This window comes from Nocardioides koreensis (assembly GCF_039531775.1).
GTDB lineage: Bacteria > Actinomycetota > Actinomycetes > Propionibacteriales > Nocardioidaceae > Nocardioides > Nocardioides koreensis.
Map to the genome: position 1 here is coordinate 178,145 of NZ_BAAAQR010000001.1, position 25,186 is coordinate 203,330.

General features: G+C 71.8%; 19 protein-coding genes and 1 riboswitch. Of the genes, 7 read left to right on the forward strand and 12 right to left on the reverse strand.

All coding sequences use genetic code 11. The features are described from left to right. Positions 1-134 precede the first annotated feature (134 nt). The 3 genes from purH to ABD268_RS00805 form a co-directional block, all read right to left on the reverse strand. Positions 135-1,697, reverse strand: coding sequence for a bifunctional phosphoribosylaminoimidazolecarboxamide formyltransferase/IMP cyclohydrolase (purH, locus tag ABD268_RS00795; RefSeq protein ID WP_344146111.1), 1,563 nt, complete (start codon positions 1,695-1,697; stop codon positions 135-137). Positions 1,698-1,730: 33 nt separating this feature from the next. Next, positions 1,731-1,823, reverse strand: a riboswitch (ZMP/ZTP riboswitch). Position 1,824: 1 nt separating this feature from the next. Next, on the reverse strand, positions 1,825-2,454 hold the full coding sequence (gene purN, locus ABD268_RS00800; protein WP_344146114.1) for a phosphoribosylglycinamide formyltransferase: 630 nt from the start codon (positions 2,452-2,454) through the stop codon (positions 1,825-1,827). Positions 2,455-2,488: 34 nt separating this feature from the next. Beyond that, complete coding sequence (locus ABD268_RS00805; RefSeq protein ID WP_344146117.1) at positions 2,489-3,745, reverse strand: cell division protein PerM; 1,257 nt, start codon at positions 3,743-3,745, stop codon at positions 2,489-2,491. Positions 3,746-3,837: 92 nt separating this feature from the next. On the opposite strand from ABD268_RS00805, the gene ABD268_RS00810 reads away from it, so the two are divergent. The 3 genes from ABD268_RS00810 (at position 3,838) to ABD268_RS00820 (ending at position 7,745) form a co-directional block, all read left to right on the forward strand. Next, positions 3,838-5,685 carry a SigE family RNA polymerase sigma factor gene (locus tag ABD268_RS00810; protein ID WP_344146120.1) on the forward strand — a complete coding sequence of 616 codons (1,848 nt, stop codon included), beginning with the start codon at positions 3,838-3,840 and terminating at the stop codon, positions 5,683-5,685. A gap of 106 nt (positions 5,686-5,791) precedes the next feature. Further along, positions 5,792-6,304 (forward strand): RNA polymerase sigma factor, encoded by a 513-nt coding sequence (locus ABD268_RS00815; RefSeq protein WP_344146123.1) that lies wholly within the window; start codon positions 5,792-5,794, stop codon positions 6,302-6,304. After that, positions 6,297-7,745 (forward strand): hypothetical protein, encoded by a 1,449-nt coding sequence (locus tag ABD268_RS00820; protein WP_344146126.1) that lies wholly within the window; start codon positions 6,297-6,299, stop codon positions 7,743-7,745. Before ABD268_RS00815 ends, ABD268_RS00820 begins: the two co-directional genes overlap by 8 nt. An 81-nt stretch (positions 7,746-7,826) precedes the next feature. Here the strand turns inward: ABD268_RS00820 and sucD are convergent, their stop codons facing one another. Both sucD and sucC read right to left on the reverse strand, forming a co-directional pair. Beyond that, complete coding sequence (gene sucD / locus ABD268_RS00825; protein WP_344146129.1) at positions 7,827-8,708, reverse strand: succinate--CoA ligase subunit alpha; 882 nt, start codon at positions 8,706-8,708, stop codon at positions 7,827-7,829. A gap of 18 nt (positions 8,709-8,726) precedes the next feature. Then, positions 8,727-9,887 (reverse strand): ADP-forming succinate--CoA ligase subunit beta, encoded by a 1,161-nt coding sequence (gene sucC / locus ABD268_RS00830; protein ID WP_344146132.1) that lies wholly within the window; start codon positions 9,885-9,887, stop codon positions 8,727-8,729. A 176-nt stretch (positions 9,888-10,063) separates the two neighbouring features. Here sucC and ABD268_RS00835 point away from each other — a divergent pair, with 176 nt between their 5' ends. Continuing rightward, on the forward strand, positions 10,064-10,651 hold the full coding sequence (locus ABD268_RS00835; protein WP_344146135.1) for a dihydrofolate reductase family protein: 588 nt from the start codon (positions 10,064-10,066) through the stop codon (positions 10,649-10,651). Here the strand turns inward: ABD268_RS00835 and ABD268_RS00840 are convergent. After that, positions 10,648-11,070 carry a cobalamin B12-binding domain-containing protein gene (locus ABD268_RS00840; protein WP_344146138.1) on the reverse strand — a complete coding sequence of 141 codons (423 nt, stop codon included), beginning with the start codon at positions 11,068-11,070 and terminating at the stop codon, positions 10,648-10,650. The genes ABD268_RS00835 and ABD268_RS00840 overlap by 4 nt on opposite strands. Positions 11,071-11,282: 212 nt before the next feature. Between ABD268_RS00840 and ABD268_RS00845 the strand changes: the two genes are divergently transcribed. Next, on the forward strand, positions 11,283-12,167 hold the full coding sequence (locus ABD268_RS00845; protein ID WP_344146141.1) for a M23 family metallopeptidase: 885 nt from the start codon (positions 11,283-11,285) through the stop codon (positions 12,165-12,167). A 266-nt stretch (positions 12,168-12,433) separates the two neighbouring features. Here ABD268_RS00845 and pcrA read toward each other — a convergent pair whose 3' ends face one another. Continuing rightward, on the reverse strand, positions 12,434-14,872 hold the full coding sequence (gene pcrA / locus ABD268_RS00850) for a DNA helicase PcrA (RefSeq protein WP_344146144.1): 2,439 nt from the start codon (positions 14,870-14,872) through the stop codon (positions 12,434-12,436). Between the two features lie 13 nt (positions 14,873-14,885). After that, positions 14,886-16,148 (reverse strand): GAF domain-containing protein, encoded by a 1,263-nt coding sequence (locus tag ABD268_RS00855; RefSeq protein WP_344146147.1) that lies wholly within the window; start codon positions 16,146-16,148, stop codon positions 14,886-14,888. Positions 16,149-16,259: 111 nt separating this feature from the next. Here ABD268_RS00855 and ABD268_RS00860 point away from each other — a divergent pair, with 111 nt between their 5' ends. Then, entirely contained in the window at positions 16,260-18,086 is a 1,827-nt protein-coding gene (locus ABD268_RS00860) for a flavin-containing monooxygenase (protein WP_344146150.1), read from the forward strand. A gap of 66 nt (positions 18,087-18,152) precedes the next feature. Here ABD268_RS00860 and betT read toward each other — a convergent pair whose 3' ends face one another. From betT to ABD268_RS00880, 4 genes are all read right to left on the reverse strand, one after another. Then, complete coding sequence (gene betT / locus ABD268_RS00865; RefSeq protein WP_344146153.1) at positions 18,153-20,213, reverse strand: choline BCCT transporter BetT; 2,061 nt, start codon at positions 20,211-20,213, stop codon at positions 18,153-18,155. A 15-nt stretch (positions 20,214-20,228) separates the two neighbouring features. After that, entirely contained in the window at positions 20,229-21,953 is a 1,725-nt protein-coding gene (gene betA, locus ABD268_RS00870; RefSeq protein WP_344146156.1) for a choline dehydrogenase, read from the reverse strand. Next, positions 21,950-23,449 carry an aldehyde dehydrogenase family protein gene (locus ABD268_RS00875; RefSeq protein WP_344146159.1) on the reverse strand — a complete coding sequence of 500 codons (1,500 nt, stop codon included), beginning with the start codon at positions 23,447-23,449 and terminating at the stop codon, positions 21,950-21,952. Before ABD268_RS00875 ends, betA begins: the two co-directional genes overlap by 4 nt. Positions 23,450-23,626: 177 nt before the next feature. Further along, a complete protein-coding gene (locus ABD268_RS00880; RefSeq protein WP_344146162.1) occupies positions 23,627-23,983 on the reverse strand; it encodes a hypothetical protein in 357 nt (118 codons plus the stop codon). A 97-nt stretch (positions 23,984-24,080) separates the two neighbouring features. Here ABD268_RS00880 and nicT point away from each other — a divergent pair, with 97 nt between their 5' ends. Beyond that, entirely contained in the window at positions 24,081-25,178 is a 1,098-nt protein-coding gene (gene nicT / locus ABD268_RS00885) for a Nickel transporter NicT (protein ID WP_344146165.1), read from the forward strand. Positions 25,179-25,186 lie beyond the last annotated feature (8 nt).

Sequence of the window (25,186 nt, forward strand, 5' to 3'; positions counted from 1 at the left end):
CATCCTGTCATCGTCTGTCTGGTCACCGTCGGCTCGCGGGCGACGCGGGTCTCGACACGCGCCGTCGCGACCTCGCGAGCTCGGTCGCGGCGCTCGCTCGACCAGCTTCATCGAGTCCGCTGACGCGTCCTCGATCAGTGGAAGAAGTGTCGGGTGCCGGTGAAGTACATCGTCACGCCGGCCGCCTTCGCCGCCTCGACGGTGAGCTCGTCACGCACCGATCCGCCTGGCTGCACGATGGCCCGCACCCCGGCGTCGATGAGGATCTGCGGCCCGTCCTCGAACGGGAAGAACGCGTCGGAGGCGGCCACCGAGCCCGAGGCCCGCTCCCCCGCCCGCTCGACGGCGAGCTTGCAGGAGTCGACCCGGTTCACCTGGCCCATGCCCACCCCGACCGAGGCGCCGTCCTTCGCCAGCAGGATCGCGTTGGACTTCACCGAGCGGCAGGCGCGCCACGCGAACGCGAGATCCGCGAGCACCTCCTCCGAAGCGGCCTCGCCGGTCGCGAGCGTCCACGCGGCCGGGTCGTCGCCCGGCGCCTGGAACCGGTCCGCCAGCTGGGCGAGCGCGCCCCCGGGGACCTGGCGCAGCTCGACCTCGCTGCCGGCCGGCGGCGGGGAGACCAGCAGCCGGATGTTCTTCTTGCCGGAGAGGACCTCGACCGCGCCCTCGTCGTACGCCGGGGCGACGACGACCTCGGTGAAGATCTCGGCGACCTGCCGGGCCATCTCGACCGAGACCGGCACGTTGGTGGCGATCACGCCGCCGAACGCCGACACCGGGTCGCACTCGTGGGCCCTGCGGTGGGCGTCCGCGACGTCGGCGCCGACCGCGATGCCGCACGGGTTGGCGTGCTTGATGATCGCCACCGCCGGGCGGTCGAAGTCGTATGCCGCCCGGTGCGCCGCGGAGGCGTCGACGTAGTTGTTGTAGGACATCTCCTTGCCGTGCAGCTGCTCGGCGTGGGCCAGCCCCTCCGCCTCCCCGACCTCCGTGTAGAGGGCCGCAGCCTGGTGGGAGTTCTCGCCGTAGCGCAGCGTGGCCGCCCGCTCGAACGTCTGGCCCAGGAACGCAGGCCACGGGTTCTCGGGGTCGGCGACCAGTGCGTCGGCGAACCAGTTCGCCACCTGCACGTCGTACGACGCGGTGTGGGCGAACGCCTCCGCCGCGAGCCGCTGCCGCTCGGCCAGCGTGAAGCCACCTCCGGCGACCGCGCGCAGCACGTCGTCGTAGCGCTCGGGCGAGGTCACGATCGCGACCGACGGGTGGTTCTTTGCGGCCGCGCGCACCATCGACGGACCACCGATGTCGATCTGCTCCACGCACTCGTCGGTGGTGGCGCCCGAGGCGACGGTCTGCGCGAAGGGGTAGAGGTTGGAGACGACCAGGTCGAACGGCTCGACGCCGAGGTCGGCGAGCTGCTGGACGTGGGAGTCGAGCCGGCGGTCGGCGAGGATCCCGGCGTGCACCCGGGGGTGCAGCGTCTTGACGCGGCCGTCGAGGCACTCGGGGAACCCGGTGAGCTCCTCGACGCGGGTGACCGGGACGCCCAGCCCCTCGATCAGCGCGGCCGACCCACCGGTCGACACCAGCGTCACCCCGGCGTCGTGGAGGCCGCGGACCAGGTCCTCGAGGCCCGACTTGTCGTAGACCGAGACCAGGGCCCGCTTCACTGGGATGCGCGACTCGTGGGACATGCACTTCTCCTCATCGATGCGTGAATCTTCCGATGAGGGCACCCAGGCGTTCGATGCGCTCGCCAATCCCCCAAGTCGGGGCACTCCCCGGTGGTGACCCCACCTGCGCCAGTCGTGTGCCTCCAGACTAGTGGACCGGGGCGCCGAACCTCACCTTGCGCCCGGTGATGGTGTACCCCTCGCGGGCCATCCGGCCGACGCACTCGACGAGCATCTCCCGCTCGGCGACCTTGATCCGCTCGTGCAGCGACTCCACGGTGTCGTCGTCCTCGACCGGCACCACGGCCTGGGCCAGGATCGGACCGGTGTCCACGCCCGCGTCCACGACGAACAGGGTGGCACCGGTGACCTTCACGCCGTGCTCCAGGGCGTCGGCGGCACCGTGCATGCCGGGGAAGGACGGCAGCAGGGCGGGGTGGGTGTTGACGAAGCGGCCGCCGAACCGCTCGAGGAAGGACTCCCCGGCGAGCTTCATGAACCCCGCGGAGACGACCAGGTCGGGCTCGAAGCCGGCGACGGTGTCGGCCATCGCGCGGTCCCAGTGCTCGCGGCTGCTGAACTGTCCGACCTTCTTCACGAACGTCGGGATCCCGGCGCGCTCGGCGCGGGCGAGGCCCTCGATGCCGTCGCGGTCCGCGCCGACGGCGACGATGCGGGCGCCGTACGCCGGGTCCGAGGTCGCGTCGATGAGGGCCTGGAGGTTGGTGCCGGAGCCCGACACGAGCACGACGAGGCGCGCGGGGGTGGGGATCGGCACGCGTGGGAGTCTAACGACGCCGGTGGGACGCAGCTCAGTCCGTCTCGGCGGAGCGCCGGGCGGCCCGGCGCAGCCACCAGGTCATGGCCAGGCCCCCGACCAGGCCACCCACCCCGAACGAGGTGAGGGCGTGGACCAGGACGTCGAAGGCGAACGGGCCGACCTCGCGCATCCGGCCCGGGCCCACCGCCCCACCGGACAGCGCGGCGAGCAGCCCGAACAGCACGCCGGCGGCCACCCCGCCCGCGCAGCCGCGCAACGCCCCCTCGTCCCAGCGCAGCGTCGGCAGCCGGCGCTGGGTCCGGGCCGCCGCGAACGCCGCCACCAGCGCCGGGACCGCCACCACCCCGGCGACCCAGGCCGGGGTCGGCCCGTCGTGGGGAAGGGCCGCGAGCAGCGGGAACATCGGCAGTGGGCCGAGCACGACCAGGGCCGGCGAGACCAGCGTGTGGGCCCCGACCGCGAAGCCGGGCCCGAGCAGGTAGGAGCCGGAGAACGCCACGGCGTTGGGCACGACCACGAGGCTGAGCAGCACGAGGAGCGACGCCTCGCCGCCGCCGGTGTGCAGCCGCGACAGCACGTTGGCCGCGTCGCCGAGGTCCATGACCAGCGCCGCCGCGAAGACGAGCGCCGCGACCACCAACCAGGTGACCAGGATGCTCCGGCAGGTGGCGGCTGCGCCGCGCAGCGCAGCGGGGAGGTACGCCGTCCAGATCGCCGCGCGTCCGGAGCCCACGGCGATCGCCGGGGCACCGAAGCCCACGCACAGCAGCATCGCCCACTCGACGACCCGGGCCCCCGAGGCGCCGGTGGCCGGCACCGTCGCCAGCGACAGGGTCACCAGGGCCACCGCCACGTAGCCGACGGTGAACAGGAACACGGCCGTCGGGACGGTCCAGTCCCGCTCGCCGTCGGCGATGCCGTCGGCGTCGGGTCCGTGGCCGGAGACGGAGTCACCGACCCGGTGGCCGAGGCGCCACAGCGCCCACGCGCACAGCACCGTGACCCCGAGCGGGACCGCGGTGATCGCCACCCCCTCGACCGCGACGCCGGAGCCGTGGGCGAGGAGCCACCCGAGCGCCCCCACCCGCAGTCCGTCGCGCGGGGTTCCGTGTGCGCCCGCGTCGGTGAGGAACCAGCCCACGACACCCACCGCGAGGCAGACCAGGAGGGTCGACCCGGCCGCGGCCACGCCCCCCAGCGTGGCGATCAGGGCCAGGGGCCGACGGTGTCCGAGATCCGCGTGGGCATCGGTGACGCCGGTGGTCTGTCGAGGGAGCAGCGAAGTCATGACCCGGCCATCATGGCCCGCACCCGGGGGTGTTCCGGCGCTCCCACGCCGGTTGGCAGGGTGACCCACGACTCCCGTACCGTGGAGCGGTCATGAGGAATCCCGACGAGTTCGACGCGTTCTACAAGGACGCCCGCGACCGCCTCCTCCTGCAGACCTACGCACTCACCGGCGACCTCCCGGCCTCCCGGTCCGCGGTCCGCGACGCCTTCGTCGCGGCCTGGCACCACTGGCGGAAGGTCTCACGCCTGGACGACCCGGAGGCGTGGGCGCGGCCGCATGCCTGGGCACACGCCCAGCGCCGTCACACCGCCCGTCTCTGGCACCGCGAGAAGGGGCTGGACCCCGAGGTGCTGGCCACCCTCGACGCGCTGGGCAAGCTGCCGGTCAACCAGCGCAAGACGCTGCTGCTCACGCAGCTCTCGTCGGTGTCCCTGACCGACATGGCTCGCGAGGTGGGCCTGCCCCAGGCCGACGCGGAGCGCGAGCTGCAGCGCGCCACGGCCCAGTTCGCCGTGCACCGCGACGTGGCCTCCACCAGCGTCCGGACGCTCTTCGAGCCGCTGCGCGAGCACGTCGAGGCCGCGGTCCGCTGGCCGCGCTCCACGATCATCCGGCGCGCCGGCACCCGGCGGCGTCGTACCCACACCGCGGTGGGCGCCCTGGGCACCGTCGTCGCGCTGGTCGCGACCGGGGTCCTCGTGACCGACACCACCGGGGTCCGCCCCACCCTGGGCGGCGACGACCCGGCCGTGACGAGCGCGTCCCAGGCGGAGGACTCGGCGCGCCCGGTCGCCACCCCCGAGACGCTGCCGGACTCGGCGATGCTGACCGCCCGACAGGTGGCCAAGGGCATCGCCGCGCCCCGCTGGCGCATCGACGAGACCAACGACAACACCGGCGGTGACGGCCTGGTCCTGCCCTGCCAGGAGGAGAGGTACGCCGACCCCCGCGGCACCGCCGCGCTGCTGCGCACGTTCGACGCCGGGAAGGCCAAGGACGCCGCCGCGGCCTTCCAGGTGACGGAGGTGTCGAGGAGCGACAAGACGGCCGGCCGGACCTTCGACCGGACCCTGGACTGGTACGCCGGCTGCACCGACACGCGGGTCCAGCTGCTGTCGACGCACCAGGTGGACCGGGTCGGCGACGAGGCGATGATGCTGGTGCTGCGCTCCTGGAAGCAGGACAGCACGATGGTGGTGGGCGTGGCGCGGAGCGGACAGCTCACCACGACGACCCTCGCCCGCGTCCCCGGCGAACGGGTCCCCGACCTCGACCGCTCGGCCGGCCTGCTCGCGACCGCGGTCGACGGGCTGTGCCGCCTACCCGACGCCGGAGCCTGCGCCGGCCGGCCCCGCCACAGCGTCGCCGCCCCCGTGCCGGTGGGCCAGGTCCCCGGCATGCTGGGCGAGATCGACCTGCCGCCGCTCGCCGGCATCGTGCGCCCGTGGGTCGGGACCGAGCCGCGCAAGGCGGTCCTCAACGTGGCCGCCACGAGCTGCGACCACGCCGACTTCAGTGCCCCGCCGATGACCAACAACCTCACCCGGTACTTCGGCATCCCCGGCGCGAAGCTCCCCGACGAGTTCGGCCTCACCGAGACCGTCGGCTCCATGCCCGCGGCCCGGGCCCACGCCTTCGTGGAGAAGGTGCGGGCGAAGCTGGACGCCTGCCCGGACAAGGACCTCGGCACCGACGTCACCCCCGTGGCCGACGTCTCCACGAAGACGACCGACCTGAGCGTCTGGCACGTGAGGACCGAGATCAGCGACGAGTCGACCGTCGACTTCCTGATGGGCATCGCTCGGGACGGCACGTCCGTCGCGCAGGTCGGGTTCGTCCCCTCCGGCAAGGTCACGATGCCGCCGGGCACCTTCCCCGCCCTGGTCCGCCGGGCACTGGACCGGCTGGCCGCGATGCCGCCGCCGGCGAAGGGCTGACACCTCCCGCAAAATCCCTCGAGCTCGTGCAACCGTGAGTGCCCCCGGGGCGTATACCTCCCGACAGACACCACAGCACGACCACACACGAGACGGGGACGGGTCGATGGACGAACGCGAGTTCGACGACTTCTACAACGCCTCCTACTCCCGCATCACCGGCCAGGTGTACGCCATGATCGGCAACCGGGACGAGGCGGAGGAGTGCGTCCAGGAAGCGTTCGTCCGCGCCTGGGCACACCGACGCAAGCTGGAGCGCGCGGAGTACCCGGAGGCGTGGGTTCGCACCACGGCGTACCGCCTCGCGGTGAGCCGCTGGCGGCGTACGACGCGTGGCCGGCGGCCCGCGGACCGGGCGCTGGGAGCGGCGACCGAGGCGGCACCACCGAGCGAGACCCACGTCGCGCTCGTGACGGCCCTCCGGCAGCTGCCCGAGGCCCAGCGCCAGGCGCTGGTGCTCCACCACCTCGCCGACCTGCCGGTCCACCAGGTGGCCCGCGAGGTGGGCGTGCCCGAGGGCACCATCAAGGCCCGGCTCAGCCGCGGCCGCGCAGCGCTCGCCGCGCTGCTCTCCGACGACTCCAACGGCGGCCTCCAGGAGGGAGCGAGCCATGTCTGACCCCATCGAGGACCTCGAGAACCTCAAGCACGAAGGACTCAACGTGAACCCGCTGCCCGCCTCCGAGGTGCGCCGCCGCGGCACCCGCATGCGGCGCCGCAACAACGCGATCGCCGCCGTCGGCGCGCTCGCCGTGATCGCGGTGGTCGCGACGCCGCTCGCCGTGGTCGCCCGTGGTGGTGACGACGCGTCACCCGGCCCGGTCGGCACCCCCTCGCCGAGCCCGACCCGCACCGTCGACGGCGCCGGTTGGCTGCAGGCCATCCCCGGCAGCTCCGGCGACTTCGACCTGACCGCCCTGCCCGACGACGCGACGTTCCGCTACGACGTGCGCCCCCTCCCGGTGGTCGACGACCTCACGCTCTGTGGGGTTCCGACGTTCTCGACCCGGTCGAACGACCCGGTCGCCCCGGCGGTCGACTTCCTCGGCGCCACCTACAGCGAGCCCGGCACGGACGGCAGCGCCGGCCGCACCCTGGCGCTCTACGAGAACGACGAGGTCGCGGCCAAGGTGCTCGACGCGGTCCGGCACGGGGTCGAGACCTGCCCGACCGAGCAGCAGGGCCAGGGCGCTCCGCTGGTCTACGCCGCCGTGGACACCGAGCTCCCCGCCGAGGACTCCTACGTCTTCACGCAGCAGGCGAGGATGGACAAGGACCTGCTCGCCGACCTCACGGTCTTCCAGGTCGCCCGGGTCGGCAACGCGGTCTACCTCGCGACCGACCACACCAGCGCCGGCGGCCCGCAGGTCGTCGACGCCGAGGTGCAGCGGATGGCCACCCTGTCGGCGCCGGTGCTGAGCGACATGTGCATCTTTGCCGCGGAGCCGTGCCGCACACCATCCGGCGCCGAGTCGGCGTCCGCAGAGGCCCATCCCTCGATCGGCGAGGGCGCGGTCAGCGCGATCCCGGCGGACTTCCCGCTCGACCGCGACATCGCCTCGCCCGAGGGTGACCCGCTCGACGGCCCGTCGGCGAAGGCCCAGGGCGTCCCGCCCCTGGACCTGTGCGGCCGTTCCGTGTGGCCGGTCGACGGGGTCGAGCGGCTGGCCGTGACCGCCACCGGTCCGGAGTACCGGGAGAGCCGCGAGCTCGTGACCTTCTCGCGCAGTGCCGACGTCACGGCCGCCCTGGACGCGCTGCGCCAGGCCGTCAAGGACTGCCCCGAGATCCCCGGGGACACCTCGGCGAACGACCAGCTCATCAGCCTGCAGGAGGCGGACCTCGCCGCCGCCGATGACTCGGTGACGTTCTCGATGACCTACCGCGAGGGCCTCGGTGGCGGCGTCTACCAGTTCGCCCGCGTCGGCCGAGCCCTGGTGGGGACGTTCAACGGCGGCGAGTGGTCCACCGACACCCTCCCCGCCGGCGTCGAGGAGATCAGCGGCAAGACCGAGGCACTCCTGCCGGAGCTGTGCGTCTGGACGGTCGAGGGCTGCTGAGCCCGCCGACCCGTCGCTCGTCCACGCAGAAATGACACCGACCCGTCGTCAGCCGACGACGGGTCGGTGTGCTGCGCTGGATCAGAGGCTCTTCAGGATCTCTCGCATGAGCTCCGCGGTCTCGGACGGCGTCTTGCCGACCTTGACGCCCACGGCCTCGAGGGCCTCCTTCTTGGCCTGCGCGGTGCCGGACGAGCCGGACACGATCGCGCCGGCGTGGCCCATGGTCTTGCCCTCGGGGGCGGTGAAGCCGGCGACGTAGCCGACGACCGGCTTGGTGACGTGGTCCTTGATGTACGCCGCTGCGCGCTCCTCCGCGTCACCACCGATCTCACCGATCATCACGATCGCCTTGGTGTCCGGGTCCGCCTCGAACGCCGCGAGGGCGTCGATGTGCGTCGTACCGACGATCGGGTCGCCGCCGATGCCGATGGCGGTCGAGAAGCCGAAGTCCCGGAGCTCGTACATCATCTGGTAGGTCAGGGTGCCGGACTTCGACACTAGGCCGACCGGGCCCTTGCCGGCGATCGTGGCGGGCGTGATGCCGGCCAGCGACTCCTCGGGCGTGATGATGCCGGGGCAGTTCGGCCCGATCATCCGGGTCTCCTTGCCCTGCAGGTAGGACCACACCTCGGCGGTGTCCTGGACCGGCACGCCCTCGGTGATGACCACGAGCAGGCCGATGCCGGCGTCGATGGCCTCGACGCAGGCGTCCTTGGTGAACGCCGGCGGCACGAAGACGACCGAGACGTCGGCGCCGGTCTCGGCCATGGCCTCCTTGACGCTGCCGTAGACCGGGAGGTCCTTGCCGCCCAGCTCGACCGAGGTGCCGGCCTTGCGGGCGTTCACGCCGCCGACCACGTTGGAGCCGGCCTCGACCATGAGGGTGGTGTGCTTGGAGCCCATGCCGCCCGTCATGCCCTGGACGATGATCTTGGAGTCCTTGTTGAGGTAGATAGACACGTCTAGTCAGTCCTTGCTTCAGGCGTTCGCGAGCTCGGCGGCCTTGTCGGCCGCTCCGTCCATGGTGTCGACGAGGGTCACCATCGGGTGGTTGGCCTCGGTGAGGATGCGGCGGCCCTCCTCGACGTTGTTGCCGTCGAGGCGCACGACCAGCGGCTTGCTCTCCTCGTCACCGAGGATCTCCAGCGCGCCGACGATGCCGTTGGCGACCTCGTCGCAGGCGGTGATGCCGCCGAAGACGTTCACGAACACGCTCTTGACCTGCGCGTCGTTGAGGATCACGTCGAGACCGTCGGCCATGACCTGCGCGTTGGCACCGCCACCGATGTCGAGGAAGTTGGCGGGCTTCACGCCGCCGTGCGCCTCACCGGCGTACGCGACCACGTCGAGGGTGCTCATCACGAGGCCCGCGCCGTTGCCGATGATGCCGACCGAGCCGTCGAGCTTGACGTAGTTGAGCCCCTTGGCCTTGGCCTTCGCCTCGAGCGGGTCGGTGGCTTCCTTGTCCTCGAACTGCGCGTGGTCCTCGTGACGGAACTCGGCGTTCTCGTCCAGCGACACCTTGCCGTCGAGCGCCTCGAGCTTGTCACCGGCCAGACGGGCCAGCGGGTTGACCTCGACGAGGGTCGCGTCCTCCTCGACGAAGACCTTCCACAGCGCGAGCACGGTCTGCACTGCCTGCTCGGTCAGCTCGGCGGGGAAGGCCGCCTCGGCGACGATCTCGCGGGCCTTCGCCTCGTCGACACCGGCGCCCGGGTCGATCGGGATCTGCTTCACGGCGTCGGGGTTGGTCTTGGCGACCTCCTCGATCTCGACACCGCCCTCCACGCTCGCGATGCAGAGGTACTGGCGGTTCGCGCGGTCCAGCAGGAAGGAGAAGTAGTACTCCTCCTCGATGCTCGCCGCCGGGGCGATGAGCACGCGGTGGACGGTCAGGCCCTTGATCTCCATCCCGAGGATGGCCTCGGCGTGCGCCTCGGCCTCGTCGGGGGTCTTCGCCAGCTTGACGCCGCCGGCCTTGCCGCGGCCACCGGCCTTGACCTGCGCCTTGACGACGCACACGCCCAGCTTCTCGGCTGCGGCGCGCGCCTCGGCGGGCGTGGTCGCGACGATGCCCGGGGCACCCGGCACGTCATGCTTGGCGAAGAGCTCCTTCGCCTGAAACTCCATCAGGTCCACGATCCACCCAGTCCTTTTTCAGTTGACAGTCCGGGGATTCCTCCCGGCACCTTAGACCCGCTGCCAGGCGTACGACGAGGCCGGGTGCTCGGACGTGACGCACGCAACGCGAGCGTGAAAACCGGGGCGCAAGCACGATCATGTGAGCCAGGCCACCGAGCACCTACCGTGACCGCATGACGAAGGTCCAGTACTTCACCGCCTGCACCCTCGACGGCTTCATCGCCGATGAGCACAACTCGCTCGACTGGCTCTTCGAGGTCCCGCACGACGGCGACGGGGACGAGGGCGACTGGGACGAGTTCATCTCCGGCGTCGGCGCGCTGGTCATGGGCGCGACCACCTACGAGTGGATGGTGGACCGTTACGACATGGTCGCGAATCCGCAGCAGTGGCGGGAGTTCTACGGCGACCGGCCCGGCTGGGTCTTCACGCACCGTGACCTGCCCCGGCTGCCCGGCATCGACATCCACCTGGTCTCCGGGGAGGTCCGACCGGTGTACGACGAGATCGTGGCCGCCGTGCCGGACCGGAACATCTGGGTGCTCGGCGGCGGCGACCTGGTCGGCCAGCTCGACGACGCGGGGCTGCTGGACGAGATCTGGCTCGGCCTGACGCCGGTGACCCTCGGCGCCGGGGCGCCGCTGCTTCCCCGCCGCATCACGTCGTCGCGGATGCGTGTGCGCCAGGCCCGGCAGGCGGGGCAGCGGGTGCGAGTCGTCCTCGACGTCGAGCGCGGCCAGGGACCGGGAGGTCCGGGCTAGGCGGAGGCGTCCTCGGCGAAGTGCTCCGCCACCCAGCCGGTGATCTCGTGGGTGGGGGCGCCGGGCGTGAAGACCTTGGCCACCCCGATCTCCTGGAGCACCGGGATGTCCTCCTCGGGGATGATGCCGCCGCCGAAGACCACGATGTCGGAGGCGTCGCGCTCGGAGAGCAGCTCGACCAGCTTGCGGAACAGGGTCATGTGGGCGCCGGAGAGGACCGAGAGCCCGATCAGGTCGGCGTCCTCCTGGATCGCCGTCTCGACGATCTGCTCCGGCGTCTGGTGGAGACCGGTGTAGATGACCTCGTGGCCGGCGTCCCGAAGCGCACGTGCCACAATCTTCGCGCCGCGGTCATGCCCGTCCAGTCCGGGCTTGCCGACCACGATGCGGATCCGGCGGTTCGGGCTTGTCGTGATCATGGGGCGCAGGTTATCCGACCCGGTGACGAAGGCCACGCGGCAGTCGCCGGCCACGCTCGTCCACGCGGGGAAACGGGCGTTCGTACCCAATTCGGACCGTCACATTCGTGTGGGCAATTACCCAAATGGGGGGTTTCGGTTTCCCGCCCCGTGACCCATCCGTTACAGTCATCGCTCGCTGGACCACCCCCGACCTCAGCGGAGAATCCTTCATGGGCAATCACCGAGCGGATCACCGCGGCCACGGCCGTCGACCCTCGGAGACCCCGGATGCGGAGATTCGCAGCACGGGTGGCAGCAGCACCGGTGGCAAGCGCAAGGCGGTCAAGCCGGCCTCGCGCCGCTCGGCCCCGCGTGGACCGCTCTTCCGCGGGCTCCCCTCGGCCCCGATCCTCGTGGGTGTCGCCGCCCTGGCCGTCTCGGCCGGCGGCGCCGTCACCGCCGCCACCCCCGGCCTCGTCAGCTCCGAGCAGCACGTGACGCAGGCCAGCGCGCTCAACGGCGCCAGCGACGTCGACCGGGTGAGCCTCCTCGAGGCCCGCAGCGCGGCGATCAGCCGCGACTCGCGGCGCGACGCGCTGACGGACGCCGCGGACGACGACCTCGTCGCCGAGGCGGAGCAGCAGGCCGAGCAGCACAACGCGGCACTGGCGAAGCTCGCCAAGGCCGCCGAGACCCAGGCCGCCAAGATCGCCCTCAACCAGTGGCAGCTTCCGGTGGACGGCTACCACCTCACGGCCACGTTCGGCCAGTGCAGCACCCTCTGGTCCTCCTGCCACACCGGCCTGGACTTCGCGGCCCCGAGCGGGACGCCGATCCACGCGATCGCCAACGGCGTGGTCACCTCGGTGGGCTACGACGGCTCCTACGGCAACAAGACCGTGATCACCCTCGACGACGGCACCGAGCTGTGGTTCTGCCACCAGACGTCGTACGCCGTGAACGTCGGCGACACCGTCGAGGCCGGCCAGCTGATCGGCTACATCGGCGCCACCGGCAACGTTACCGGGCCGCACCTGCACCTCGAGGTCCGCCCGGGCGGCGGCGACCCGGTCGACCCCTACCAGGCCCTCGTAGTCCACGGGCTTCAGCCCTGACGGAGCCGCCGTCGACGGCGAAGCCGTCGAACGCGACTCCGGCAGGGCTCTCGGTGGTCGAGTAGCGACCGCGACTGAGGAGCGAAGTCGCGACGGAGCGTGTCGAGACCCGGTGACGTGCGCGTCGACCGTGACCACGGATGAACGCCGCCCTCGGGCAGCCTCCTCGCCTCACCGGGTCTCGACACGCTCTTCGCGACCTCGCAAGCTCGGTCGCGGACGCTACTCGACCACCATCAAGCTCCAGCCCGTCGCTGCGCTCCTGGCTAGAGCTTCTCCACCGGCGCGTAGCGGAGCAGCAGCCGCTTGACGCCCTCGGAGCCGAAGTCGATCGACGCGACGGCCTTGTCGGCCGCGCCCTCCACCGAGACGACCGTCCCCATGCCGAACGAGTCGTGCAGCACCCGGTCACCCGGCTCCAGCGAGGGGATCGCGCGGGCCGGCTTGGCCTTGGCCGCGGCGTCGGCGCGCAGCGCGGCAGAGGAGAAGTTGCGGCGGCCGGCCGACGTCGGCTGGCCCATCCGAGCCGGGGAACCGCTCGCGAGGTCGGGCCGGCCCCACCGGGTCTGGGCCGCCTCGGTGCGCCGCCAGTCGACCAGGTCGACCGGGAGCTCGTCGAGGAAGCGTGAGCCCGGGTTGTGCGACGGCGCGCCCCAGGCGGAGCGGACCACCGCGCGCGAGATGTAGAGGCGCTGCTGGGCCCGGGTCACCCCGACGTACGCCAGCCGACGCTCCTCCTCGAGCTCCGGCTGGTCGCCGAGGGAGCGGGCGTGCGGGAAGACGCCGTCCTCGAGCCCGGTCAGGAAGACCACCGGGAACTCCAGCCCCTTCGCGGTGTGCAGCGTCATCAGCGTGACCACGCCGTCGCTCTGCTCGTCATCAGGGGCGTCGGGGATCTGGTCGGTGTCGGCCACCAGGGCCACCCGCTCGAGGAAGTCGCCGAGCCCGGGCGCGACGGTGCCGGCGTCGACGTCGGCCGGGTCCGCCGAGGGGCCCGCGACCGGGTCGTCGGAGAACTCCCGGGCGACCGCGACCAGCTCGGCGAGGTTCTCGATCCGGGTCTCGTCCTGGGGGTCGTCGGAGGCCTCGAGCTCGGCGAGGTAGCCCGAGCGCGCGAGGACGGACTCGAGGATGACGTCGGCCCGCTCCCCCGCCTCGACCATCGACTGGAGCTCCTCGACCAACGCGACGAAGCCCCTGATGTTGGTCAACGAGCGGGTCGCCAGGCCGGGGGCGTCCCCGGCCCGGCGGAGTGCCTCCCAGAACGTGAGCCGCTCGCGCTCGGCGAGCGCCTGGACGCACTCCACGGCCCGGTCCCCGATGCCGCGCTTGGGGGTGTTGAGGATCCGGCGCAGGGAGACCTGGTCGGCCGGGTTGACCAGCATCCGCAGGTAGGCCAGTGCGTCCCGAATCTCGCGGCGCTCGTAGAAGCGCACCCCGCCGACGACCTTGTAGGGCTGGCCGGTGCGGATGAACACCTCCTCGAACACGCGGGACTGGGCGTTGGTCCGGTAGAACACCGCGACGTCCGCGGCGCGCACCTCGCCCTCGTCGACCAGCTTGTCGATCTCCTCGGAGACGAACCGCGCCTCGTCGTGCTCGTCGTCGGCGACGTAGCCGACGATCCGCTCGCCGTCGCCCGCGTCCGACCACAGCCGCTTGGGCTTGCGCCCCTTGTTGTGGCCGATGACGGAGTTGGCGGCGGTCAGGATGGTCTGGGTGGAGCGGTAGTTCTGCTCGAGCAGGATCGAGGTGGCGTTCGGGAAGTCCTGCTCGAAGTCCAGGATGTTACGAATGTTGGCGCCGCGGAAGGCGTAGATCGACTGGTCGGCGTCACCGACCACCATCAGCTCCGCCGGCTCCACCCGCTCGGCGGCGGCGTCCTCGAGCGAGCCCGTCTCCTCCATCGGGTCGGCGCAGAGCTGGTGGATCAGCGCGTACTGCGCGTGGTTGGTGTCCTGGTACTCGTCCACGAGGACGTGCCGGAACCGCCGGCGGTAGGTCTCGCGCACCTCCGGGAAGGCCTGGAAGAGGTGGACCGTCATCATGATCAGGTCGTCGAAGTCCAGCGCGTTGGCCTCGCGCAGGCGTCGCTGGTAGAGCGTGTACGCCGCGGCGTAGGTCTCCTCCAGCTTGTTCTGCGCGTCCTTGGTCGCCTCCTCGGCGTCGCGCAGCTCGTTCTTGTGGTTCGAGACCCAGTGCAGCACCGCGTTGGGCTGGTAGCGCTTCGGATCCAGGTCGAGGTCCCTGCAGACCAGCGTCATCAGCCGCTTCTGGTCGGCGGCGTCGTAGATCGAGAAGTTGGACTTGTAGCCGAATTTGTCGATCTCCTTGCGGAGGATCCGCACGCACGCGGAGTGGAACGTCGAGACCCACATGATCCGGGCACGCTTGCCGACCAGGTCCTCGACCCGCTCCTTCATCTCGGCGGCGGCCTTGTTGGTGAACGTGATCGCCAGGATCGACCCGGGGTGGGCCTTGCGCTGGGAGATCAGCCAGGCGATCCGCCGGGTCAGCACCCGGGTCTTGCCGGAGCCGGCGCCCGCCACGACGAGCAGCGGGGCACCCTCGTGCACGACGGCCGCGCGCTGGGGCTCGTTGAGCCCCTCCAGCAGCTCCTCGCGGGTCGGACCGCGTCGGGTGGTGCGGGGCTCCTCGGCGCCCTCGAGGCGGTCGAGTCCGGGCAGGGTGAAGGGGGTGCTCATCTCGGAGCCAACCCTACGTGCCGGCACCCCCCGGCCCGACCCGGCCGCTCTCGCGCAGGCGCACGACGACGGGGGCGCTGGAGCCCGGCAGCAGCGTCCGGCGGTCGGCCGGCAGCCGGACCGCACACTCGAGGTGCGGGGCGACCCGGTAGGGCTGGGTGAGCAGCAGGCCCCCCAGCACTCGGCGCAGCCGCGACACCTCGGCCCGCACGGTGACCAGGCGCCCCGGAGCCGCGAACAGGTCGGCGGCCAGGTCGGCGGCGGTACGCCCCGCCGGGCCGGCTTGCACCAGCGCCACGAGGATCTCGGCGTGCCGGCGCGAGAGGCGCTGGACCCAGTCCCGCGCCGCCCCGCTCACCCGCACCTCGGGCTCGCGGGCCAGGTCGAGGACCAGCCGCGCCGGCTCCGGCTCCTCGGCATCCGCCAGGCACAGCAGCCACCCATCGGGCAGCGACTCCACCCGGGCCGTGCCCAGGCGCGGCAGCCGGGCCTCGCCGTCGACCAGGCCGTCCGGCAGCGCCACCCGGTCCGGCGCGCGCAGCCCGGTGGCGGCCGCGAGGTGGCCGTCCCGGTCCACGACCAGGGCCGGCCCGGCGATCCGGGCGAGGACGGGGGTGGCGTGCCCGCGGAGCCGCTCGAGCCGGGCCCGGCGCTCCTCCAGGAGCTCGACGGACGCGAGCCGGGCCGCCATCTCGACCAGGGCGAGCTCGGCGGGGTGCAGGCCGCGGCTGGGGCCGCTGACGTCGACCACGCCCAGGCTGCGGCCGGTCCACGGGTCCACGACGGGGGCCGCCGCGCAGCCCCACCGGGTGTGGGACTCCACGAAGTGCTCCCCGCCCCGGATCTGCACCGGGCCGCCGAGCACCAGGGCGGTGCCGATGGCGTTGGTGCCGACGTTGCCCTCGGTCCAGGCCGACCCGCGCACGAAGCCGAGGTCGTCGGCCATCCGCTGCACCCGCGGCGTGCCCCGCCGCCACAGCACACGCCCCTCCTCGTCGCTGACCACGACCAGCTGCCCGGCACCGACCACGGACTCCAGCGAGCGCACCAGGCCGGGCACCACCCGCGCGAGGGCGCTGGTGGAGCGCCGGCGCTCGACCTCGGCCTCGGTCAGCGGCGCGACCTCGGGAGCCCCGGACGGGTCCAGGCCGCACAGGGCCATGCGACGCCAGGACGCGGCGATCTCGGCGCGGGGCGGCGCGGCGCCGGGAGCGGCCCGGGCCCCGGACAGGGCGGCCTCGCGGGTGCGGCGTACGGCGAGGTCCTGCTCGTCCACCCTGCCGCCCTCCTCACCGCGGCGGCCGCGGCGCTGCAACCCAGTGCAACCCTGTCGCGACCCCGCAGCCTCGGTGTGTGCTCCATCACAGCGTAGGTGAAGGAGGCAACCATGACCCAGACCATCGATCCCCCCACCGGGACCAGCCCGCAGGCGCGCGCCGACGCGTGGCTGTCCGGCTTCGAGGACGCGCTCCGCTCGCGTGACGTCGAGCGGGCCGCCGGCATGTTCGCGGCGACCAGCTTCTGGCGCGACCTGATCGCGTTCTCGTGGAACATCACCACGGTCGAGGACCCCGCCGGGGTCGCCGACCTGCTCGGGGCGACGCTCGAGCACACCGACCCGAGCGGCTTCGCCACCAGCGAGCCGCCCGACGAGGCGGACGGCGTGACCACGGCCTGGTTCACCTTCGAGACCGCGGTCGGCCGCGGCCGGGGGCTGCTGCGGCTCGTCGAGGAGCACGGCGAGCCGAAGGCGTGGACCTTCCTGACGACCCTGCACGAGCTCAAGGGTCACGAGGAGCCGCGCGGCGGGCGCCGGCCGAAGGGCGCCCAGCACGGCGCCGACAAGGACCGCACCACCTGGCTCGAGCACCGCCAGGCCGAGGCCGAGTCGCTCGGCTCGACCACCGAGCCCTACGTGCTGGTGATCGGCGGCGGCCAGGGCGGGATCGCCCTCGGTGCCCGGCTCCGCCAGCTCGGGGTGCCCAGCCTGGTGATCGACAAGCACGCCCGGCCCGGGGACCAGTGGCGCAACCGCTACAAGTCGCTGTGCCTGCACGACCCGGTCTGGTACGACCACCTGCCCTACCTGAAGTTCCCGGACAACTGGCCGGTGTTCGCCCCCAAGGACAAGATCGGCGACTGGCTGGAGTCCTACACCAAGGTGATGGAGGTGCCGTACTGGACGAGCACCGTCGCCGTCAGCGCGTCGTACCACGAGCCCACCCAGGAGTGGGTGGTCGAGGTCGAGCGCGAGGGCAAGCCGCTGACCCTGCGCCCGAAGCACCTGGTGCTGGCCACCGGGATGTCCGGCAAGCCCAACATCCCCGAGCTGCCGGGGCAGGACGCCTTCCTCGGCGACCAGCACCACTCCTCCGCGCACCCCGGCCCGGACGCGTACGCCGGGAAGCGCTGCGTGGTGGTCGGCAGCAACAACAGCGCGTTCGACATCTGCGGGGCGCTGTGGGAACACGACGCGGACGTGACCATGGTGCAGCGGTCGAGCACCCACATCGTCAAGAGCGACAGCCTGATGGACATCGGCCTGGGTGACCTCTACTCCGAGCGGGCCGTCGCCGCGGGGGTCACCACCGAGAAGGCCGACCTCATCTTCGCCTCGCTGCCCTACCGGATCATGCACACCTTCCAGATCCCGCTCTACGAGCAGATGGCCGAGCGGGACAAGGACTTCTACGACCGCCTCGAGTCCGCCGGCTTCGAGCACGACTGGGGCGAGGACGGCTCGGGCCTCTTCATGAAGTACCTGCGCCGCGGCTCGGGCTACTACATCGACGTCGGCGCCGCGGACCTGGTCGCGGACGGCGAGGTCAAGCTCGCGCACGGCCAGGTCGACCACCTGACCGAGGACGCGGTGGTGCTCGCCGACGGGACCGAGCTGCCCGCCGATCTCGTGGTCTACGCGACGGGCTACGGCTCCATGAACGGGTGGGCCGCGGACCTCATCTCCCAGGAGGTCGCCGACCGGGTCGGGAAGGTGTGGGGGCTGGGCTCGGAGACCACCAAGGACCCGGGGCCCTGGGAGGGCGAGCAGCGCAACATGTGGAAGCCCACCCAGCAGGAGGCGCTGTGGTTCCACGGCGGCAACCTGCACCAGTCACGGCACTACTCGCTCTACCTCGCGCTCCAGCTCAAGGCGAGGTTCGAGGACATCGACACCCCGGTGCACGGGCTGCAGGAGGTGCACCACCTGTCCTGAGGCCTCGCGGACGCGCCCCGGCCGGGCCGGATCCCCGCACCCGGCCGGGGCGTCACGCACGTGCGCTCAGGTGACGCCGTCGGCGAGTCGCAGGAACTCCAGGTGCCGCTCGTACTGGTCGAGCACGTCGTCGATGAGCTGCGTGCGGGTGTAGCCCATCACGTCGTAGCCCTGCCCCCCGTCGCGCAGGTGCACCTCGAGCCGGTAGTACCAGTCGTCGTGCCGCGAGACCCGGCCGCCGTAGGTCGGGGTGACGGCCCGGGTGCGCTGCACCCGGTAGACGAACGGCTGCTCGCCGACGCCGGCCATCAGCTCGGCCGCCGGCTCGGCGTCCTCGTCGACGACGGACGCGACGACGACCTCGACCAGCTGCTCGCGCAGCTCGGCCGCGACCTCCTCCAGAGCCGGGGTCGCCACCGACGCGAGGTAGTCGTCGGCGCGCTGCTCGTCGGGGAAGTCCATCGTCCGGCGCAACCGGGACTGCCAGGGTGCGTGGCTGCGCTCCCGGTCGCCGTGGACGATGCTGCGGCCCGACAGCGCGCCCTGCAGGGTGCCGCGCTTGCTGTCGGCCAGGTGCGCCTCGGCGGAGAGCGCCCTCCACAGGCCCCACATCACGCCGACCATCACGAACGCGAACGGCAGGCCGACGATGACCGTGGCGTACTGGAGCGCGTAGATGTTGCCGGCCGCAATGATCGCCAGGGTGAGCGCCCCGGTGGCGACGGCCCAGAAGATGCGCAGCTGCGGCCCGGCGTCGTGGTTCGCGGTCTTGAGGGTGCTGGACAGGTTCGCCATCACGAGCGCCCCCGAGTCGGCCGAGGTCACGTAGAAGAGCAGGCCGATCAGGATGAAGAGGCCGGCGACGAAGGTGAAGCCGGGGTACTGCTGCAGCAGCGACCACAGGGCGGTGTCGGGGCCGCTGGCGTCGTTGACGACCTCCTTCAGGTCGGTGTTCCCGCTGCGGATCTGGTCGAGCGCGGCGTTGCCGAAGATCGCGATCCACATCACGATGTAGCTGAACGGGATGATCATCGTGCCGACGACGAACTGGCGGATGGTGCGGCCCCGCGAGATGCGTGCCAGGAACAGGCCCACGAAGGCCGCCCAGGCGATCCACCAGGCCCAGAAGAACAGCGTCCACAGGCTCATCCAGTCGCCCGTGTCCTGGTAGGCGAACGTCTGGTTGGTCATCCCGGGGAACATCCGCACGTAGTCGCCGACGTTGAGGACCAGCGCGTTGAGCAGGAACGCCGTCTTGCCGGTGACCAGGATGTAGCCCGCGAGCACGATCGCGAGCAGCACGTTGAACTGCGAGATGAGCTTGATGCCCTTGTCCACGCCGGTGACGGCCGAGAGGGTCGCGATGGTGATGGCCAGCACGACCAGGCCGATCTGCACCGGCAGCCCGACCGAGAGACCGAAGACGATCTCGAGGCCGACGTTGAGGCTCACGACGCCGATGCCCAGCGAGGTGGCGACGCCGAAGATGGTGCCGAGGATCGCGGCCGTGTCGGCGGCCGTGCCGATGCTGCCGTTGATGCGCTTGCCGAAGATCGGGAAGAGCGCGGAGCGCACCGCCAGCGGCAGTCCCATCCGGTAGGCGAAGTAGGCAAGGGCCATGCCCATCAGGGAGTACATCCCCCACCCCGAGAGGCCGTAGTGGAACAGCGTCCACACGGTGCCCTCGCGGGCGGCCTCGACGGTCCCGCCCTTGATGCTCGGCGGGTGGAGGAACTGGTACGCCGGCTCGTAGACGGCATAGAAGATCAGGTCGGTGCCGATGCCGGCGGCGAACAGCATCGCCGCCCACGCGCCGGTCGAGAACTCCGGCCGCGAGTGCTCGGGGCCGAGCCGCACCCTCCCGTACCGCGAGGCGCCGAGGTAGATCACGAATGCCAGCACCGTGGTGGTCAGCGCGACGTAGTACCAGCCGAACCAGGTGGAGACCCACCCGACCACCGACTCGAGGGTGGAGTAGGCGTTGTCGGGCAGCACCACGCACCACAGCGTCACCGCCACCGTGATGGCCGCGGAGGTGAAGAACACCGGCTTGTTGAGGACCCAGTCGGGCTGGTCGTCCGGCGGACCGGCCGGCACGGTCGACGTGGTCTGTTCCGTGGCTGTCATGCAGTCCTCCTGGGATCAGCTGCCGGCCCGGACGGTGCCCGGGCGGGAGTCGTTGCGGGGGTCGCCCTCGGGGTGGAGCGGCATGCCGGTGCCGTGGCGGTAGAACGGCACGTCGAGCGGGGCGAGGGGCTCGTTGCCGGCGATCAGGTCCGCGGCCTTCTCGGCCAGCATCATCACCGGGGCGTAGATGTTGCCGTTGGTGACGTAGGGCATCACCGACGCGTCGACCACCCGCAGGCCGTCGACGCCGTGCACGCGCATCGACGACGGGTCGACGACCGACTGGGCGTCGGTACCCATCCTCGCGGTGCAGGACGGGTGCAGCGCCGTCTCGGCGTCCTCGGCGACCCAGTCCAGGATCTCCTGGTCGGTCGAGACCCCGGGGCCGGGCGAGATCTCCCCCGCCGAGAACGGCGCGAACGCCGGCTGCTCCAGGATGTCCCGGGCGGCGCGGACCATCTCGATCCACTCCCGACGGTCGCTCTCGGTCGAGAGGTAGTTGAACTGCAGCGACGGGTGCTCGAACGGGTCCCGGCTCTTGACCTTCAGCGTGCCGCGCACGTCGGAGTACATCGGCCCGATGTGCACCTGGTAGCCGTGCTCGGCGGCCGGCTGCGAGCCGTCGTACCGGATCGCGATCGGCAGGAAGTGGAACATCAGGTTCGGGTAGGCGACGTCATCGTTGCTGCGGATGAAGCCGCCGGCCTCGAAGTGGTTGGAGGCGCCCACGCCGCGTCGCCCGAACAGCCACTCGGCGCCGATCCGGGGCTTGTGCCGATGCTTGAGCCACGGGGCGATCGAGACGGGCTGCTTGGCGGCGTGCTGGATGTAGACCTCGAGGTGGTCCTGCATGTTGGCGCCGACGCCGGGCAGGTCGGCCACGACGTCGATGCCCATCGAACGCAGGAAGGTCGCGTCGCCGATCCCGGCCAGCTGCAGCAGCTGCGGGGAGTTGATCGCGCCCCCGCAGAGGATGACCTCACCGGCCTCGACGCTGCGGCGGCCCCGACCGGGACGCACGTAGTCGACGCCGCGGACCCGGTTGCCCTGCACGCGCAGGCCGGTGACCTGGGCGAGGGTGCGCACGGTGAGGTTCTTCCGGCTGCGGACCGGGTGCAGGTAGGCGCGAGCGGCGGAGAGGCGACGACCGCGGTGGACGTTCCGGTCGAACTTCGCGAACCCCTCCTGCCGGTAGCCGTTGACGTCGTCGGTCAGCGGGTGGCCGGCCTGCTGGACCGCCTCGAAGAACGCACCGAACAGGGGCGTCTCGGCGGGGCCGCGCTCGAGCACGAGGGGCCCCGAGCCACCGCGCCACGCGTCGGCGCCGGCCGTGCACGTCTCCATCCGCTTGAAGTAGGGCAGGCAGTGGGCGTAGTCCCACTCCTCCATGCCGGGGTCGGCCGCCCAGCGCTCGTAGTCGAGCGGGTTGCCGCGCTGGAAGATCATCCCGTTGATGCTCGAGGAACCGCCGAGCACCTTGCCGCGCGCGTGGTAGACCCGGCGGCCGTTCATGTGTGGCTCGGGCTCCGACTCGTACTTCCAGTCGTAGAGCCGGTTGCCGATCGGGTACGGCAGCGCCGCCGGCATGTGGATGAAGGGGTCGAGCCTGCTGTCGCTGCGCCCGGCCTCGAGGACCAGGACACTGGTCCCCGGGTCGGCGGAGAGCCGGTTGGCCAACGCGGACCCGGCCGACCCTCCCCCGACGATCACGTAGTCGAATCGCTCCTGCGTGTGGCTCATGCGTCCTTCCCGTCGGCGAACCAGCCCTGCGGGGCAGGACGGGTGTGGTGCCAGATGTGCTTGGTCTCGCGGTACTCGTCGAGCCCGGCCAGTCCGAGCTCGCGGCCGATGCCGCTCTGCTTGTAGCCGCCCCACTCGGCCTGGGGCACGTACGGGTGGTAGTCGTTGATCCAGATCGTCCCGTGCCGCAGGCGGGCGGCGACCCGCTCGGCACGACCTGCGTCGCGCGTCCACACCGCACCGGCGAGCCCGTAGATCGTGTCGTTGGCGGTCGAGATCGCCGCCTGTTCCAGCGCGTCCCCGTCCTCGCCCGTGAAGGTCTCGACGGTGAGCACCGGCCCGAAGGACTCCTCCTGCACGCAGGACATGTCCGCGGCGCAGCGGTCCAGGACCGTGGGCAGGTAGTAGTGGCCGTCCTCGTACGCCGCACCCTCGGGGCGGGCGCCACCGACGCGAAGCGTCGCGCCCTCGGCGAGACCGGCGGCGACGTAGGCCTCGACCTTCTCGCGGTGCGCCGCGCTGATCAGCGGCCCGGTCTCGGCCTCGTCGTCGAACGGTCCGCCGACCCGGATCATCCCGGCCCTGCGGACCAGCTCGTCGACGAACTCGTCGTGGATGGACTCCTCCACGATGAGGCGGGACCCGGCGGAGCAGACCTGTCCCGAGTCGAGGAAGACCGCGGTCAGGGCCATGTCGAGGGCCGCGTCGAGGTCAGCGTCGGCGAAGACGATGTTGGGGTTCTTGCCGCCCAGCTCCAGGGCCACCTTCTTCACGGTGGCCGCGGCCGAGGCCATCACGCGGCGGCCGGTGACGAGGCCGCCGGTGAAGGAGACCAGGTCGACCTCGGGCGCCTCGGTCAGGGTCGGGCCCACCCTGTCGCCGGCCCCCAGCACCAGGTTGGCCACCCCGTCGGGCAGCCCCTCCTCGGCGAGGGTGCGGCACAGCCAGATCGCCGTGGAGGGCGTGAGCTCGCTGGGCTTGAGCACGAAGGTGTTCCCGGCCGCCAGCGCAGGCGCGACCTTCCACGAGGTCTGCAGCAGCGGGAAGTTCCAGGGCGTGATCAGCGTGCAGACGCCCACGGGCTCGTGCACGACCCGGCTGACGACGTCGGGCTGACCGGTGTCGACGACGCGACCGGCATCGGCCTGGGCGAGGTCGGCGAAGTGCCGGAACACGCCGATGATGTCGTCGACGTCGATCCGCGCCTCGACCAGGCGCTTGCCGGTGTCCAGCGCTTCGAGCCGCGCGACGTCCTCCTTCTCGGCGGCCAGCCGATCGGCCACCCGGCGCAGCAGCGCGGCGCGCTCGGGGCTCGGGGTGTCGGGCCAGGGCCCGTTGTCGAAGGCGCTGCGGGCGGCCACGACGGCGGCGACGGCATCCTCGGCGGTGGCCTCGCTGACGGTGGCGACGTGGCGTCCGTCAGCGGGACAGCGGATCTCGCGGGTCGCGCCGTCGGAGGCCTCCCGCCAGGTCCCGGCGATGAACAGGTCGGGCATGGGTGTCCTCGATGCTCGGGGGCAGGGGTCGTCGACCGGACCGGACTCGCCGCTGCCGCGTCGATCCGACGCGGCAGGGGCTCACGTCCGGCCCGTGTCGCTCCCCCGCAGGCGCACCATTCCCCGCTCTCGCGGTTCTACTCCTGCAGGCTTCGACGGGCGGGCAGGGCCGGCAGGTCAGGTGTGGACCGGCGACCAGAAGACCGCGACGGCGATGTTCGCGATCGTCAGCAGGAGCAGGCCCATCCAGAGCCCTTGGGGGATCCGCTCCTTGCGCACGTTGGCCATCACCAGCACGAGGATCACCAGGCCGATCGCGAACTTCACCCCGACCTTGGCGTGGTTCACCGAGTCGTCGTCGGCCTCCAGCACCCCGACGAGGAGGAGGCCGGCGACGAACGCCGTCCCGATGCCGTCGCGCATGGCGGGGTTGACCACCTTCTCCGGCAGCCGGGCCTGGACCAGCAGCCCGCCCAGCAGCGCCGCGAACCCGAGGATGTGGACGAACAGCAGGACCAGCCGCACAGTCTCCATGCGCAGATCGTAGGGGCAGCCGGCCGCGGGGACGCCCGACTCCGCGCTTGTTGCACATTGTTTGCAACTACGAAGGACGCGCTCCTAGGATGGCTGGGTGACCCCGACGACCATCGACCGTCCCGCCCGGCGTTCGTTGACACGCGAGGAGAAGGGCAGCCTGGTCCGCACGCTGGGCTTCGTGCTGCTGCTCCACCTGGTCGGCTGGGGGCTCCTGGTCGGCGTGGTCGCCCCGCACGACTACGAGGTGGGCGGCAAGGTGCTCGGGGTCGGCCTCGGACTCACGGCGTACACCCTCGGCATGCGGCACGCCTTCGACGCCGACCACATCGCCGCCATCGACAACACCACCCGCAAGCTGATGGCCGAGGGCAAGCGGCCGATGAGCGTGGGCTTCTGGTTCAGCCTCGGACACTCGTCGGTGGTGTTCGTGATGGTGATGGGCGTCGCCCTCGGCGTGCGAGCCCTCTCCTCGGGCATCAACGACCAGAACTCCGGGCTCCAGCAGCTCAGCGGCGTCTGGGGCACCATGATCAGCGGCCTGTTCCTGCTGGCCATCGGCCTGGTCAACCTCGCGGCGCTCGTCGGGATCCTGCACGTCTTCCGCGAGATGCGGCAGGGCCGGTTCGACGAGGCCGAGCTCGAGCGCCAGCTCGACAACCGTGGCCTCCTCAACCGGATCCTCGGCCGGGTGACGCGGGCGGTCACCAAGCCGTGGCACATGTACCCGACCGGCTTCCTGTTCGGCCTCGGCTTCGACACGGTCACCGAGATCGGCCTGCTCGTCATCGCCGGCGGCGCGGTCGCCGCGAGCCTGCCCTGGTGGGCGGTCATCACGCTGCCGGTCCTCTTCGCCGCGGGCATGTCGCTGCTCGACACCCTCGACGGCGCCTTCATGAACGTCGCCTACGGCTGGGCGTTCGCCCGCCCGGTGCGCAAGATCTACTACAACCTCACCGTCACGGCGCTCTCGGTCGCCGTCGCACTGATCATCGGCGGCATCGAGATCATCGGGCTGCTCGCCGACAAGGCCGGCATCACCCACGGTCCGCTCGCCGCGATCGCGAACGTCGACCTCAACCACGTCGGGTACGGCATCGTCGCGCTCTTCGTGGTCACCTGGGCGGGCTCGGTCGCGATCTGGAAGCTCGGCCGCATCGACGAGCGCTGGAGCGCCCACCTCGGCAAGGGCTGAGCCCTCGT